Origin of the sequence: Noviherbaspirillum aridicola, assembly GCF_019656455.1 — a bacterium.
GTDB lineage: Bacteria > Pseudomonadota > Gammaproteobacteria > Burkholderiales > Burkholderiaceae_D > Noviherbaspirillum > Noviherbaspirillum aridicola.
This window is the reverse complement of sequence record NZ_BPMK01000019.1, coordinates 1-14302: the sequence shown is the minus strand read 5'-3', so window position 1 is coordinate 14302 and position 14302 is coordinate 1. Positions and strand designations below refer to the sequence as shown.

Below are 14302 nucleotides of genomic sequence, written 5' to 3'. Positions count from 1 at the left end.
CTCCTCATGCCGCGAAAGCGCTGACCGACTGCGCGGGCAGCGGATTGTCGGGGCGGGTCTCCAGCCAGAAACGGCGCAACAGGTTTTGCGCGGCCTTCATCCGGTATCCGGCGCTGGCGCGCATGTCGGCCAGCGGCGTGTAATCGGCGGCGAGCGCGGCGACCGCGTCCTCCAGCGCCGCCTCGTTCCATTCGCGTCCGCGCAGCGCGGCTTCGGCGCCGGGCGCACGGCGAGAGGTGGCGGCCATGCCGCCGAACGCGATCCTCGCCTCCCGCACCACGCGGCCATCGAGCGTCAGCGCAAAGGCGGCGCAGACCGCGGAAATGTCCTGGTCAAAGCGCTTGGCCAGCTTGTAGGTGCGCAGGCGCAGGCCGTCGTCGCGGCGCAGCGGCACGCGCACCGCCTCGACGATCTCGTCGGCGCGCAGGTCCTTCTTCTGATAATCGAGATAGAAATCCTCCAATGCCAGCACCCGCTGCCCGGACGGTCCGCGCAGCACGACCTGGCTGCCGAGCGCGATCATCCACGGCGCGGAATCGCCGATCGGCGAACCGTTGGCGATATTGCCGGCCAGCGTGCCGGCATTGCGGATCGGCAGCGAGGCAAAGCGCTGCCACAGCTCGCCCAGTTCGTCCGGGTAGTGGCGGCAGACCGACGCGTAGGCATCGTTGAGGCTGACCGCGGCACCGATCTCCAGCATGCCGTCCTGCTCGGCGACCTGCTGCAGTTCCCGCACCTGATTCAGGTAAATGATGTCGCCCAGGTCCCGCATCTGCTTGGTCACCCAGAGGCCGACGTCGGTCGAGCCGGACAACAGCGTCGCCCGCGGGTATTGCGCGCGCAGCGCCACCGCCTGTTCCAGCGTGCGCGGCACGTGGAATGAGCGGCCTTCATGCGTATAGCTGAAGCTGTCGTCGCGGCGGATCGCGTGCAGCGCGGCGCCCAGCGCCTCGCGGTCGAAGGCCACCTTCGGCAATTCCTGCATGCGGCGAGCGGCGTCGATGATCGGACGGTAGCCGGTGCAGCGGCACAGATTGCCGGACAGCGCGTCGTCGATTTCCTTGCGCGCCGGCGCCCGGCCGTCGGCTTCATGTTTCAGGTACAGACCCCAGAGCGACATCACGAAGCCCGGCGTGCAAAAGCCGCACTGCGAACCGTGGCACTCCACCATCGCCTGCTGCACCGGGTGCAGGCCATCGGGCTGCTTCAGGTCTTCCACCGTGAACAGGGCCTTGCCATCGAGCGTCGGCAGGAACTGTATGCAGGAATTCACGGTTTTGAGTTCGACGCCGCCGTCCTTCAGTTCGCCGACCACCACCGTGCAGGCGCCGCAGTCGCCCTCGGCGCAGCCCTCCTTGGTGCCGGTGCAGCGCCGGTCCTCGCGCAGATGCTGCAGGACGGTGCGGGTCGGCTCCGCATCCGTCACTTGATGCAGCTGGCCGCGGTGCAGATATCGAATGGCTTGGGACATGCTCTCTCCGTGTGGTGCGCCGGACGCTTGTCATCCTGACATGAATGCGTGCGTCGGCGCGCGTCTGTCTGCCGGACTCCGGCACGCCCCGATGATGCGGGATGGCAGTGCCGGCGTGCGGTCGATACCAGCATAGTAGGTATACAAGCTGCCATATATGAAGCCCCGTGAATTGCGTCGGGGCAAAGCAGCTATCCGTGGCCGCCGATGGCGCGTATATGCAGCACCGCATGGCCCCGCCGGGCCCGGAGGGTATGATCGCCAGGTTTGTTTATCAATCCTCAACGAGCCGCAAGGAGAACACGGATGGGAAAACTCAGCACCCATGTACTGGACATCACCCGGGGCAAGCCGGGCGCCGGCGTCGCGGTCGAACTCTACCGCTGCGAAGGCCAGGGCCGCACCCTGGTCAGGGAAGCCGTCACCAACAGCGACGGCCGCTGCGACGCTCCGCTGCTGCAGGGCGACGAGATGCAGGCGGGGCAGTATGAACTGGTGTTCGCCGCCGGCGACTACTTCGCCGGGCAGGGCGTCACCCTGCCGGAACCCCGCTTCATCGACCGGGTGATCATCGCCTTCGGGATTGCCGACCCTGCGCAGAACTACCATGTGCCGCTGGTCGTGTCGCCCTGGGCGTATTCGACGTATCGGGGGAGTTGACCGGACAGGGGCGGGGATGAGGGAGAGGTCCGCAGGGGCCGTTGGGATTTCTGCAACATCGTGAGGAATGGCATAGGTGCGGCCGTACCGTGTCGTCTACCATTTCACGTGCACCGACTGGCGACGCTCTTCCCAAGCTCAAGGAACAGACATGTCCGAAAATCCTGCCCTGCCATCTTTGGTTCTTATAACAGCCTCCGGGATCCGCCGGACGCGCGCTCCCCACAGCAAGGCTTTCCGGGTTTCCTTCGGCAGGCATAACGGGACGGCGGTCTCCGTCGCGTCTTCCAGTCGATGACTGCGCTCGAAGCGGTCCTCCACGGCGTCGGCCTGTTCGCCCTCTTCAGGATCTATCCGTCGGTGGAGAAGGGGACGATGCGCGCGGCATTCGCCTGGGCCGCTCTCTCATGGGCGGCATTTAGTGCCCGCGTCATCTTCTTCGGCGAGAATGTCAGCTGGTTCGAAAAACCCGGGTGGATCGCTGCGCACACGGCGCTTTGCTTCGGCGTCATTCCCCTGGTGCGCTGGGAGGCCGGACGGAGGAATCGACGGAAGCAGCGCGAATGAGGTGGCGGGCGTTCGCGATGCGACGCGAAGGCCGCACCCCTTCGTCTGCCCGCCGCCCTCAGCTATAGCGCAACATCTCCCCATCCTGCCTCACCTTCCCGTCCACCAGCACCACCACCCGGTCCGCGCTCGCAATCGTCTCCGGCCTGTGAGCGACGATCACTCGCGTGATCGCGAGCGACTTCACCGCCGCGTTGACCGCGTGTTCCCGCGTCAGGTCGAGATGGCTGGTCGCCTCGTCGAGGATGAGGATCTTCGGCCGCTTGTAGAGCGCGCGCGCAAGCAGGATGCGCTGTTTCTGTCCGCCCGACAGCACCGTGCCCATGTCGCCGATCAGCGTGTTCCAGGCCATCGGCATCGCCTCGATATCCTCGGCCACCGCCGCCATGCGCGCGCATGCCACGATATGGGCGAAATCGGCATGCGGATCGAAGAAGCTGATATTTTCCGCGATCGATCCGGCGAACAGCGCATCGTCCTGCAGCACCGTGCCGACCGTCGTGCGCAGGCGCGCCAGCCCGGCGCCCGTCACCGGCTGGCCGCCGACGCGCACGCTGCCTTCGGTCGGCGCGAGTATGCCGAGCATGATGTTGATCAGCGTGCTCTTGCCGCCGCCCGACGGGCCGATGATGGCGACCGACTCGCCGGCGCGGATGCGCAGGTCGACGCCGTCGAGCACGTAGGCTTCCTGCTCGGCGTAGCGGAACCTGAGACCGGTGATCTCGATGTCGGCCGCACTGGCGGGCACGACGTCCGGTTCCGTCCCGCATGCGGTGTCCTCCGGTTCGCTGAGCACGATGTCGGCGAGCCGGGCGCCGTGCAGGCGCAGCATCCTGACTTCCACCAGCCTGTCGATCAAGCCGCCCACCCGGCTGTCGAACTGTCCCTTCCAGGACTGGAAGGCCATCAGCGCGCCCACGGTGAAATGGCCGTCGATCACCAGGTGGGCGCCGAGCCAGATGACGAGGATGTTCTCCAGGCCGAACAGCAGCCCGTGTATCAGCCGCAGCAGCAGCTGCAGCTTTTGCGTGCGCAGGTCGGCATTGATCTGGTCGACCAGCAGGGACAGCCATGCCGCGCGGCGTTCGTCCTGGCGCTGGAACAGCTTGATCGCCTTGATGCCGCGTACCGACTCCAGGAAATGGCTCTGCTGCTTGGCCGCATGGATGATCTGCTCCTCGGTGGCGGCGCGCAGCGGCCGGTACCAGGCAAGCCTCGACAGCGCGTAGAGCAGCATCGCGCCGAGCGCGATCCAGCCGAGCGCGGCGCTGTACAGGAACATCATCGCCAGCGTCGCGATCGTCATGATGCCGTCGAGCACCGCCTCGATGAAGGAGGTGGTCATGGTGCGCTGTATCTGGTCGATCGCGCCGAAACGCGACACCACGTCCCCGAGATGGCGCTTCTCGAAATACTGCACCGGCAGCCGGGTGAGGTGGGCGAATGCGTTGGCGCGCCACTGGATGTTGAGCGTGGTGCCGAGGTACATGATGACCCAGGCCCGGATCGTGGCGATCGCCTGCTGCAGCAGCATCAGCAGCCCGAAGCCGAGCGCCAGCGTGGTGAGCAGATCGCGGTCGGCGGAGACGATCACGTTGTCGACCACCCACTGCAGGAAGAACGGGCTGATCAGGGAGACCACCTCCAGCGACAGCGCCAGCAGCACCTGGACCAGCGACGCGGACAGTCCCCGTATGCTGCCGGTGAGCGCCCCCAGGCGGACCGGCCGCTGTTCATCCATGGGCCGGAAGTCGGTGTCGGGCCAGAGTTCGAGCGCGACGCCGGTGAAGGAACGCGATGCCTCCGCCAATGGCAGCCTGCGCATGCCGAAGGCCGGATCGTGGACGATGAGATGCCGCGGCCCGACCGCCCTGAGGACGACGAAGTGGTTGAAATCCCAGTGCAGGATGCAGGGCAGGCGCAGCTGGTGCAGTTCGTTCAGATCCAGCTTGACTGCGCGCGAGGCGAGTTTCATGCGGCCGGCGACACGCTGGAGATGCGCGAGCGTCGCGCCTTTCTGCGAGATCTGAAAGCGGTGCCGCAGGGTCGACAAGTCGGTGCGGTGGCCGTGGTAGGCGGCGATCATGCCGAGGCAGGCCAGCCCGCATTCGGCCGCCTCGGTCTGCAGCATCACCGGCAGCTTGCCGGCGAAACCGAAGGACAGCGCGTCGAGGGCGGATGCGATCATGCCGCCGCTCACAGCCTGCGCCCCATGCTGTAGAGCGGTTCCAGCACCCATTCATAGAGCCGGCGGGTCTCCTGCAGCAGATCCGCTTCGACCAGCATGCCGGACTGCAGCGGCTGCGGCCTGCCGTATGCCATCATGGTCTGCGAGGCGAGGCTGACGGTGATGCGGTAGACCGGTTCGGCGGCCTCATGCGGCGCGTCGTTGTTGAGTTCGTCGCCGGGCAGCGCGGTGCGGGCGACCGCGGCGACCACGCCGTCCGCGTGACCGAATTTCTGGTACGGATAGGCGGTGTAGCGCAGCAGCACCCGGTCGCCCGGCCTGATGAAGCCGACCGCGCGGCTGCGGGCGTGGAGCTGTGCCTGCAGCCGGGCATGACGCGGAACGATGCTGACCAGCGGGCGCGCGGCGTCCACCGCCTGCCCGGGCTCCGCCTGCGCCGCGGTGGCAATCCCGGCTTCGGGCGCCTGGATCACGATGCGGCGGCGTGCGTCGTTCTCGGTCATCTCCTGTTCTATGCCGGCGACCGCGCGATCGATCTGGGCCAGCTGATTCTCCAGCCTGGGGGCGAGGCTGCCGAGTTCATGGCGGCGCGCCGCAAGCTCCCGCTCGATCGCGAGGCTTTCGCGTTCCAGGTTCTGCAGGCGGGCCCGCTGGTCCAGCACGTCCGCCTGCTTCTGCTGCACCGATTCGCGCGACACATAGGCCTGCGCGAGCAAATCCCGGTAGCGATGGTGCGTCTCCTCGGCGATGCGCAGCCGGCTCTTCTGGTCTTCCTTCTGCGCCGCGAGCCGGTCGGCCTCGCGCTGCAGGCTGTCCATGCGCTTGCCGAGGGCGATCTTCTCCTCGCGGTACAGCAGCCGGTGCTTGTCGGCTTCATCGCGCAGCGAACGGCGGCGGGCGGCAAGCTGGGCCGCGACCAGGTCCTGGGTGCTGCCGAGGCTGCCGCTGTGGCGCTCGCCGGAAATCGTGTAGAGGATGTCGCCGCGACTGACCGGCTGACCTTCGGCGACGTGTTTCCCGATCACGATGCCCGCCTGCGGCGTGTGCACCTTCAGCAGGCCGGTGGCGGGCAGCAGCTGTCCGGACACCGTCGCGCGCCTCGTGTAGCTCCCGAATGCGAGGAAGAGCACGACGACGACGGCCGCCAGGACCGCGGCCCCGCTCAGGAATGCGAACGACAGCGGCCGGACGAGGATGATGTCGCCCATCCATTGCCCGCTTCTCGCGGCCAGGGCTTCCGCGCGGAATATCGTGCTGCGTCTCGTCATGCGCTTGCTTGCCACGCGGGCGTGATGAACAGACCGGCGATGCTAGCGCGCGCGGCGCGTCGCGCATATATGCAATTTCTCATGGGTGGGCGGAAATGAGACACGCCGTCTAGTTCGACTGCCATCGCAGATAGCCCAGTTCGATCGCGCGGGCAATGGCCTGGGTCCGATTGGAGACGCCGAACTGGCGGATCAGCGAGGCGACATGATTGTTGACGGTGCCTTCGCTGATCTTCAGCCGTGCGGCGATTTCCTTCGACGAGCAGCCGCGGCGCAGCAGCGCAAGCACTTCCTGCTGCCTCGGCGTGAGCCGGATGAGCGCGGGCGGCATATGCGCCGGCGGGAATACGCGGCGCCCTTCCAGCACCGCGCGCAGGTCCGACTCGAAGCGTTCGACCGGCACGCTGCAGAGTATGTAGCCGAGCAGTCCCGACGCCCTCGCTTCGTGTATCCACGCCGGGTTGGCCGACTGCGCGACCAGCGTGCAGCGGCCCGCGAAGTCGAGATCGCACAGCCTCCGCACGAGCGACATGCCTTCCGCTCCCGGCATGTCGGGTGCGAGGAAGACGCGGTGCCAGTCTTCGCGCTGCCGCAGCGCACGCAGCGCGCTGCCGGCACAGCCGCAGGTCGTCATTGCAATGGCGCCGTCTATCCTGTGCATGAGCCTCTGCATCGCAAAGGCAATCAGGGGTTGGTCCTCGATGATCAGGACCCGCTTGCTATCGGAGCCGCTCTGCACTTGTGCTCTCCCAAGGCCGATGGTTTCGAAATGCCAAGCCGACGATTCTAAATACACCTTTAAATTATTTGCAACCCGTTATTCATCCTTGAATTCAAGGAGCGTTAAAAGTCCGGGCCGGAGGATGGAGGACGCGAGAGTGAAACGCGAGCGCATGAGGACGCGCACCCATGAGAAATTACATGTGTACGGATTGCCTCATTCCTGGCGACCCATGAGAAATTGCATATATCGGGCCCGACTGCTTCTTGCTACGATGGTTCTCGCCTGTCGGGACGATCGACTTTCATCAACCGACGGCAGTTCGCTTCGGCCGAAGCACAAGGGCCCATCACGTTCGGATGGATTCACATGATTCGATTTGAAAAGGAGCAGGCATGGCGATTCAGGAACTGACAGCAAACGAAATAGGGCAGATTAGTGGCGGAGGAATGCTTTCGGACAGTATCGGCATAGGAAGCGGCCTTGGCGCTCTCGGCGGAGTCGTGCTGACGAACACTTTGACTGGCGCGGCTATGGGCGGCGCGCTCGGCGCCGCAGCAGGTGCCTCGTTCGGGATCGGATACGGCATAGGCTCGTTCATCTACGACAGCTACGTAAGCGGGTGGTGACACTCTCCCGTCCAAAGCCGCAATAGACTCATTGCTGTCAGGTCGCACTTCGCACGGGTGCGACCCTGCGGCACGAGGAGGACAACATGAAACAGAGAAAGCACCTCGTCTGGGCATCGGCCTGCGTCAGTTTCTTCGTTGCCGTGACGGCCCAGTTCTACTTCTCGGAGACCATGCGGCGGGGAGAGCCTTTCGGACCGGCGTGGGTCCTGATCGCGCTGGTCGCGACCGTGATGGTCGCTCCGCTGATCTGGCGCTACGTGAAGACCCGCGTGCGCGACTGAGGGGAAGAGGCCTTCGCAGCCCCAGCGGGCCGCGAGGCTTGCCGGGCGTCCCCGCCCGGCCGGCGGGACTACTCCGCGCCCAGGTACACGTACCGGATCACGAAGATGCCGGCGATGATCCATACGATGACGGGAACCTGCCTCGCCTTCCCGGTCAGCAGCTTGAGCGCCGCATAAGAGATGAAGCCGAACGCCACCCCGTTGGCGATCGAATAGGTGAACGGCATCATCAGTGCGGTGATCACCGCAGGCACGCTTTCCGTCACGTCATCCCATTCCAGGTCGGCCAGCTCGCGCAGCATCAGGCAGGACACGTAGAACAGCGCCGGCGCGGTCGCATAGGCCGGCACCGCGCCGGCCAGCGGCGCGATGAACAGGCAGGCGAGGAACAGCACCGCCACCGCGACCGCCGCCAGGCCGGTACGGGCGCCCGCCTGGACGCCGGAGGCGCTCTCGATGTACGCGGTGGTGCTCGAGGTGCCCAGCAGCGCGCCGGCGGCGATCGCCGAGCTGTCGGCGAGCAGGGCCTTGTTCAGCCTTTCCATCTTGCCCTGCCTGATCAGTCCCGCGCGGCTGGCCACGCCCATCAGGGTGCCGGTAGCATCGAACAGCTCGACCAGGAAGAACACCAGCACCACGTTGAGGATGCCGACCGACAGCGCGGCCGACACATCCAGCTTGAGCAGCGTCGGCGCCAGCGATGGCGGGGCGGAGAAGATGCCCTGGAACTGGTTGCCGCCGAAGAGGAAGCTGAGGAAGGTCACGAGCACGATGCCGATCAGGATGGCGCCCTTGACCCGCAGCTTTTCCATCGCGACGATGGCGAAGAAGCCGAGGATGGCCAGCAGTGCCGGCGCCGCGTGCAGGTTGCCGAGGGTGATCAGCGTCGCCGGGTGGGCGGCGACGATGCCGGCGTTCTTGAGCGAGATGATGGCGAGGAACAGGCCGATGCCGGCGGTGATGGCGATGCGTACCGAGCGCGGAATGCCGTTGACGATCATTTCCCGCACCCTGATCACGCTGATGAAGATGAACAGCAGGCCGGAAATGAAGACCGCGCCGAGCGCCGCTTCCCAGCTGTAGCCCATGCCCTTGACCACTCCGTAGGCGAAGTAGGCGTTGAGCCCCATTCCCGGGGCCATCGCGATCGGGTAGTTGGCGTACAGCCCCATGATCAGCGAGCCGAGCGCCGCGGCCACGCAGGTGGCGACGAAGACGGCGTCCTTCGGCATGCCGGCGTCGCCGAGGATGGACGGGTTAACGAAGATGATGTAGGCCATCGTCAGAAAGGTGGTGAGGCCGCCCAGCAATTCCGTCCGCAGGTCGGTGCCGTGTTCCTTCAGTTTGAATAAACGCTCGATCGCGTTCATGCGCGCTCCTCGTGATGTTCTTGCAATTATTAAATTGTCATGCAGGTGTTGTTTGCCCTGCTTGTCTCCTGATGACTTGCGCTTGGACGGGAAGTTGCTCTTCCTATATGCCGGCGCTGACTCTACAATTCCTGTCCCGCAACTCGCGGGCACGAGGGTACAGGCGAAAACCGGCGTCCGCATAGCGGAGCGGCTATATTTGCCATAAAGGCAAACCTATATGGCGACCGCCGGTTTCCTGTAATTTTTGCCAGGAACGAGAATGATCAACGACCGAACTGCCGGCGGCATTTGCGGCAGCTCCATGCACAGCGAGATATGGACAGCCGCCTGACCCTCCGCAGCATCACCAAGCGCTACCCCTCGGTGGTGGCCAACGACGGCATCGACCTCGACGTGGCCCCGGGAGAGATCCATTCCATCCTCGGCGAAAACGGCGCGGGCAAGTCGACCCTGATGAAAATCATCTACGGCGCGGTCAAGCCCGATGCCGGCCAGGTGCTGTGGAACGGCAGGGAAGTGCAGATCGCCAACCCGGCCGAGGCTCGCAAGCTCGGCATCGCCATGGTGTTCCAGCACTTTTCCCTGTTCGACACGCTGACCGTCGCCGAAAACATCGCGCTCGGCCTGCCCGCCGATACCGACCTGGACGAACTGAGCCGCCGCATCGACACCACCGCCCGCCAGTATGGCCTCGACCTCGAGCCGCAGCGCCATGTGCACACCCTGTCGGTGGGCGAATGCCAGCGGGTCGAGATCGTGCGCGCGCTGCTGGCCAGGCCGCAGCTGCTGATCCTGGACGAGCCGACCTCGGTGCTGACGCCGCAGGCGGTGGAAAAGCTCTTCGACACGCTTCGCCAGCTCGCGGCCGAGGGCTGCAGCATCCTCTACATCAGCCACAAGCTCGACGAAATCCGCGCGCTCTGCCACAAATGCACCGTCATGCGCGCCGGGAAGGTCACCGGCGTGTGCGATCCGACGCAGGAAAGCTCGGCCAGCCTGTCGCGCATGATGATCGGCGCCGAGCCGCCGGCGATCCACGCCACCCCCCGCGAACCGGGAGAAACCCGCCTGGTGGTCAGCCATCTGTCGCTGCCGAAAAGCCATCCCTTCGGCACCGAACTGTCGGACATCAACCTCGAGCTGCGCGCCGGCGAGATCGTCGGCGTCGCCGGCGTCTCCGGCAACGGCCAGCAGGAATTGCTGGCCGCGCTGTCCGGCGAGGATACCCGCGCCGCGCCGGAGGCCATCCTGCTGCGCGGCGAAGCGGTCGGCCGCCTGAACGCCGCCCGCCGGCGCCGGCGCGGCCTCGGCTTCGTGCCGGAAGAGCGCCTCGGCCGCGGCGCGGTGCCCGACCTGTCGCTGGCGCAGAACATCCTGCTCTCGCACCAGGACAGCAGCATGATCCGCGGCGGCATGATCCGCTTCGGCGCGATCGGCCATCTCGCGGCGGCCGTGATCAAGCGTTTCAAGGTCAAGGCGCCGGGACCGCAGGCGACCGCCGGCAGCCTGTCGGGCGGCAATCTGCAGAAATACATCGTCGGCCGCGAAGTCATGCGCGATCCCAGGGTGCTGATCGTGGCCCAGCCCACCTGGGGCGTGGACGTCGGCGCGGCGGCGCAGATCCGGGCCGAGCTGGTGGCGCTGCGCGACGCCGGCTGCGCGCTGCTGGTGGTGTCGGAAGAACTGGACGAGCTGTTCGAGATTTCGGACCGGCTGGTGGTGATCGCCAAGGGCCGGCTGTCGCCCTCGATACCGCGCGGGGAGGCGACGGTGGACATGATAGGACTATGGATGAGCGGCCTGTGGGACCAGGCCGGCAAGGGGGAGACGGGGCATGCTTAAGCTGGAAAAAAGGCCCGCCCCGTCGGCGCTGATGTCGTGGACCTCGCCGCTGCTGGCGGTGCTGCTGACCGCGCTGTGCGGCGCCATCCTCTTCGTCGCGCTCGGCAAGGACCCGGTGAGCGGGCTGGCGGTGTTCTTCATCGAGCCGATCCGCGACCTGCAGGGCTGGTCGGAAGTCGGCGTCAAGGTCGCGCCGCTGCTGCTGATCGCGGTCGGCCTGGCGATCTGCTTCCGCGCCAACGTCTTCAATATCGGCGCCGAGGGCCAGCTGGTGCTGGGCGCGATCACCGGCGGCGCCGTCGGCCTGTATTTCGACGACGGCGAAGGCGGCGGCGCGCTGATGATCGCCGTGGTGCTGATCGCCGGCGCGCTCGGCGGCATGGCCTGGGCGGCGCTCACCGCCTTCCTGCGCGACCGCTTCAATGCCAGCGAAATCCTGGTCTCGCTGATGCTGGTCTACGTCGCCCAGCTGCTGCTGTCGGTACTGGTGCACGGCGTGCTGCGCGATCCGCAGGGCTTCAATTTCCCGCAGTCGCGCATGCTGTCGGACGGGTTTCTGCTGCCGATGATCGTCGAAGGCACGCGCCTGCATCTCGGCCTGCTGCTGGCGCTGGGCGCCTCGCTGCTGGCCTGGGTCTACCTGTCGCGCAGCTTTGCCGGCTTCCGCCTGCAGGTCGGCGGCATGGCGCCGGCGGCGGCGCGCTATGCCGGCTTTTCCTCGCGCCGCGCGCTCTGGAGTTCCATGCTCGCCTGCGGCGCGCTCGCCGGCATGGCGGGCGTGGGAGAGGTGATCGGCCCGATCGGGCAGCTCACGCCCTCGGTCTCGCCCGGCTACGGCTTCGCCGCCATCATCGTCGCCTATGTCGGGCGCCTGCATCCGATCGGCGTGGTGTTTTCCAGCTTCATCATGGCGCTGTTCTACATCGGCGGCGAACTGTCGCAGTCGCGCCTCGGCATGCCCAGCGCGATCACCGGCGTGTTCCAGGGCATCCTGCTGTTCGCGCTGCTCGCCTGCGACGTGCTGATCCACTACAAACTCAGCTGGAGGAAATAATGGAATCGATCGCTCCGCTGATCGCCGCCTCGATCAATGCCGGCACGCCGCTGATGCTGGCCGCCCTCGGCCTGCTGATCAACGAGAAATCCGGCATGGTCAATCTCGGCGCGGAAGGCATGATGCTGGTCGCCGCCATCGTCGGCTTCGCGGTCGCCGTCACCACCCGGAGCGTCACCCTCGGCTTCATCGCCGCCGCCGTGGCCGGCATGCTGCTTGGCGGCTTCTTCGCGCTGATGACGGTCTGGCTCGGGACCAACCAGTATGCCACCGGCCTGGCGCTGTCGCTGTTCGGCGGCGGCGCCTCCGCCTACATCGGCATCAGCTACGTGGGCCAGAGCCTGGAAAATCCGAAATTCGCGCTGCCCTTCCTGTCGGACATTCCCTTCCTCGGCACTGCGCTGTTCCGCCAGCATCCGATGGTCTACCTGTCGCTGCTGCTGTGCGCCGCGATCATCTGGTTCCTGTACCGCACCCGCGCCGGCCTGGTACTGCGCGCGGTGGGCGAGTCGCCATCGTCGGCCCACGCGCTCGGCTACAACGTGCGCGCCATCCGCCTGGCGGCGCTGCTGTTCGGCGGCGCCTGCTGCGGGCTGGCCGGCGCCTTCATGTCGCTGGTGTACACGCCGCTGTGGGTGGAGGGCATGGTGGCCGGCCGCGGCTGGATCGCATTGGCGCTGACCACCTTCGCCACCTGGCGCCCGGCGCGGGTGCTGGTCGGCGCCTATCTGTTCGGCGGCGTCACCATCCTGGCCTTCCATGTGCAGGGCCTGGGCGTGCCGATCGCGTCGCAGTGGCTGTCGATGCTGCCGTATCTGGCGACCATCCTGGTACTGGTGCTGATTTCATCCAATGCAAGCTGGATCAAGCTGAACATGCCGGCCTCGCTGGGCAAGAATTTCAACCCGCACTGACGGTCGAATAGCTCAAACAGGCCGAATGGCCCGAATAACCATTCGCGTCCCGCCGCCGTCCCGCCGGCGGGACGCGCGATATCCAACAGCGGGCAGATCTTCAGAGGAAAACATGCCGAAAAGCTTCATGCGCACCGCCCTGGCCGCGCTCGCCATCCTGCCCGCGGTCGCCGCCGCCCCCGCCTTCGCCGCCGACCCGCTCGGCGTCGGTTTCGTCTACGTGAGCCCGATCGGCGAAGCCGGCTGGACCTTCCAGCACGACATCGCGCGCAAGGAAATGGAAAAGGCACTGGCCGGCAAGCTCACCACCCGCTACGTGGAAAGCGTGCCCGAGGGCGCCGACGCCGAGCGCGTGATCCGCGACCTCGCGCAACAGGGCAACAAGCTGATCTTCACCACCTCGTTCGGCTACATGAATCCGACGCTGAAGGTCGCCAAGCAATTCCCCAACGTCAAGTTCGTCCACCTGACCGGCTACAAGACCGCCCCCAACGTCGCCACCGCCAACGCCCGCTTCTACGAGGCGCGCTACCTGGCCGGCGTCCTCGCGGGCAAGATGAGCAAGACCAACGTCGCCGGTTATGTCGGCGCCTTCCCGATCCCCGAAGTCCTGCAGGGCATCAACGCCTTCACGCGCGGCATGAAGAGCGTCAATCCCAAGGCCGAGGTGCGCGTGGTCTGGGTCAACAGCTGGTTCGACCCGGGCAAGGAGCGCGATGCCGCCATCACGCTGATGGGCCAGGGCGCGGACGTCGTCACCCACCACACCGATTCCCACGCCGCCGTCCAGGCCGCCGAGGAAAAGGGCAAGTACGCGGTCGGCTATCACTCCGACATGAAGAAGTTCGGACCCAAGGCCCAGCTCGCCGCGGTCACCCACCACTGGGGCAACTACTACACCCAGGCCGCGCAGCAGGTCATCGACGGCAAGTGGAAGTCCACCGGCGTCTGGGGCGGCATCAAGGACGGCTTCGTCAAGCTCGAAGCGATCAATCCTGCCGTGCCCGCCGACGTGAAGCAGCTGGTCGCCAGCGTCGAGAAAGACCTCGTGTCCGGCAAGATCACCCCCTTCGACGCACCGGTCAAGGACAACGAAGGCAAGGTCCGCCTCGACAAGGGCGCGCTCAACGACGACGCGCTCAACAAGATGGACTACTACGTGGAAGGCGTGGTCGGCAAGCTGCCGACGAAGTAAGCGTTCCGGCATGACCCGTCCTGCTATAGGTTGACGGTTAAGCAGGGTAAATTATCTGCCTGATCGCTCCTTTGAAACGCCCGATGCACTGCATCGGGCGTTTTGTATTGGAGGGCCAGGTGCGGACGTTCCCGGT

Annotated in this window: 13 protein-coding genes; 8 read left to right on the top strand and 5 right to left on the bottom strand. The window is 66.2% G+C overall.

Annotated features, from left to right (window positions below; all coding sequences use genetic code 11):
• Window positions 1–4: 4 nt before the first annotated feature.
• Entirely contained in the window at window positions 5–1471 is a 1467-nt protein-coding gene (xdhA, locus tag NCCP691_RS18550) for a xanthine dehydrogenase small subunit (RefSeq protein WP_220810056.1), read from the bottom strand.
• A gap of 306 nt (window positions 1472–1777) precedes the next feature.
• Here xdhA and uraH point away from each other — a divergent pair, with 306 nt between their 5' ends.
• Together uraH and NCCP691_RS18540 are read left to right on the top strand one after the other, a co-directional pair.
• Window positions 1778–2131 (top strand): hydroxyisourate hydrolase, encoded by a 354-nt coding sequence (gene uraH, locus NCCP691_RS18545; protein WP_220810055.1) that lies wholly within the window; start codon window positions 1778–1780, stop codon window positions 2129–2131.
• A gap of 294 nt (window positions 2132–2425) precedes the next feature.
• Window positions 2426–2698, top strand: a complete 273-nt coding sequence (locus NCCP691_RS18540) for a hypothetical protein (protein ID WP_220810054.1) — start codon at window positions 2426–2428, stop codon at window positions 2696–2698.
• 58 nt (window positions 2699–2756) lie between these two features.
• Here NCCP691_RS18540 and NCCP691_RS18535 read toward each other — a convergent pair whose 3' ends face one another.
• The 3 genes from NCCP691_RS18535 to NCCP691_RS18525 form a co-directional block, all read right to left on the bottom strand.
• Window positions 2757–4886, bottom strand: coding sequence for a peptidase domain-containing ABC transporter (locus tag NCCP691_RS18535; protein WP_238482499.1), 2130 nt, complete (start codon window positions 4884–4886; stop codon window positions 2757–2759).
• Between the two features lie 8 nt (window positions 4887–4894).
• Window positions 4895–6154 (bottom strand): HlyD family secretion protein, encoded by a 1260-nt coding sequence (locus tag NCCP691_RS18530; protein ID WP_220810052.1) that lies wholly within the window; start codon window positions 6152–6154, stop codon window positions 4895–4897.
• Window positions 6155–6263: 109 nt separating this feature from the next.
• The gene (locus tag NCCP691_RS18525) at window positions 6264–6893 is read right to left on the bottom strand and encodes a response regulator transcription factor (RefSeq protein WP_220810051.1); all 630 of its coding nucleotides are present in this window, start codon (window positions 6891–6893) and stop codon (window positions 6264–6266) included.
• A gap of 377 nt (window positions 6894–7270) precedes the next feature.
• On the opposite strand from NCCP691_RS18525, the gene NCCP691_RS18520 reads away from it, so the two are divergent.
• Both NCCP691_RS18520 and NCCP691_RS18515 read left to right on the top strand, forming a co-directional pair.
• Window positions 7271–7504, top strand: coding sequence for a hypothetical protein (locus NCCP691_RS18520; protein WP_220810050.1), 234 nt, complete (start codon window positions 7271–7273; stop codon window positions 7502–7504).
• Window positions 7505–7590: 86 nt separating this feature from the next.
• Window positions 7591–7788 carry a hypothetical protein gene (locus tag NCCP691_RS18515; protein WP_220810049.1) on the top strand — a complete coding sequence of 66 codons (198 nt, stop codon included), beginning with the start codon at window positions 7591–7593 and terminating at the stop codon, window positions 7786–7788.
• A gap of 68 nt (window positions 7789–7856) precedes the next feature.
• On the opposite strand, the gene NCCP691_RS18510 is transcribed toward NCCP691_RS18515, so the two are convergent.
• Window positions 7857–9158 carry an NCS2 family permease gene (locus NCCP691_RS18510; RefSeq protein WP_220810048.1) on the bottom strand — a complete coding sequence of 434 codons (1302 nt, stop codon included), beginning with the start codon at window positions 9156–9158 and terminating at the stop codon, window positions 7857–7859.
• 318 nt (window positions 9159–9476) lie between these two features.
• Here NCCP691_RS18510 and NCCP691_RS18505 point away from each other — a divergent pair, with 318 nt between their 5' ends.
• The 4 genes from NCCP691_RS18505 (at window position 9477) to NCCP691_RS18490 (ending at window position 14166) form a co-directional block, all read left to right on the top strand.
• Entirely contained in the window at window positions 9477–11003 is a 1527-nt protein-coding gene (locus NCCP691_RS18505) for an ABC transporter ATP-binding protein (RefSeq protein WP_220810047.1), read from the top strand.
• Window positions 10996–12057, top strand: a complete 1062-nt coding sequence (locus NCCP691_RS18500; RefSeq protein ID WP_220810046.1) for an ABC transporter permease — start codon at window positions 10996–10998, stop codon at window positions 12055–12057. Before NCCP691_RS18505 ends, NCCP691_RS18500 begins: the two co-directional genes overlap by 8 nt.
• Entirely contained in the window at window positions 12057–12971 is a 915-nt protein-coding gene (locus tag NCCP691_RS18495) for an ABC transporter permease (protein ID WP_220810045.1), read from the top strand. The genes NCCP691_RS18500 and NCCP691_RS18495 overlap by 1 nt, the downstream gene beginning before the upstream one ends.
• A 112-nt stretch (window positions 12972–13083) precedes the next feature.
• Window positions 13084–14166 (top strand): BMP family ABC transporter substrate-binding protein, encoded by a 1083-nt coding sequence (locus tag NCCP691_RS18490; protein WP_238482497.1) that lies wholly within the window; start codon window positions 13084–13086, stop codon window positions 14164–14166.
• Window positions 14167–14302: the final 136 nt, after the last annotated feature.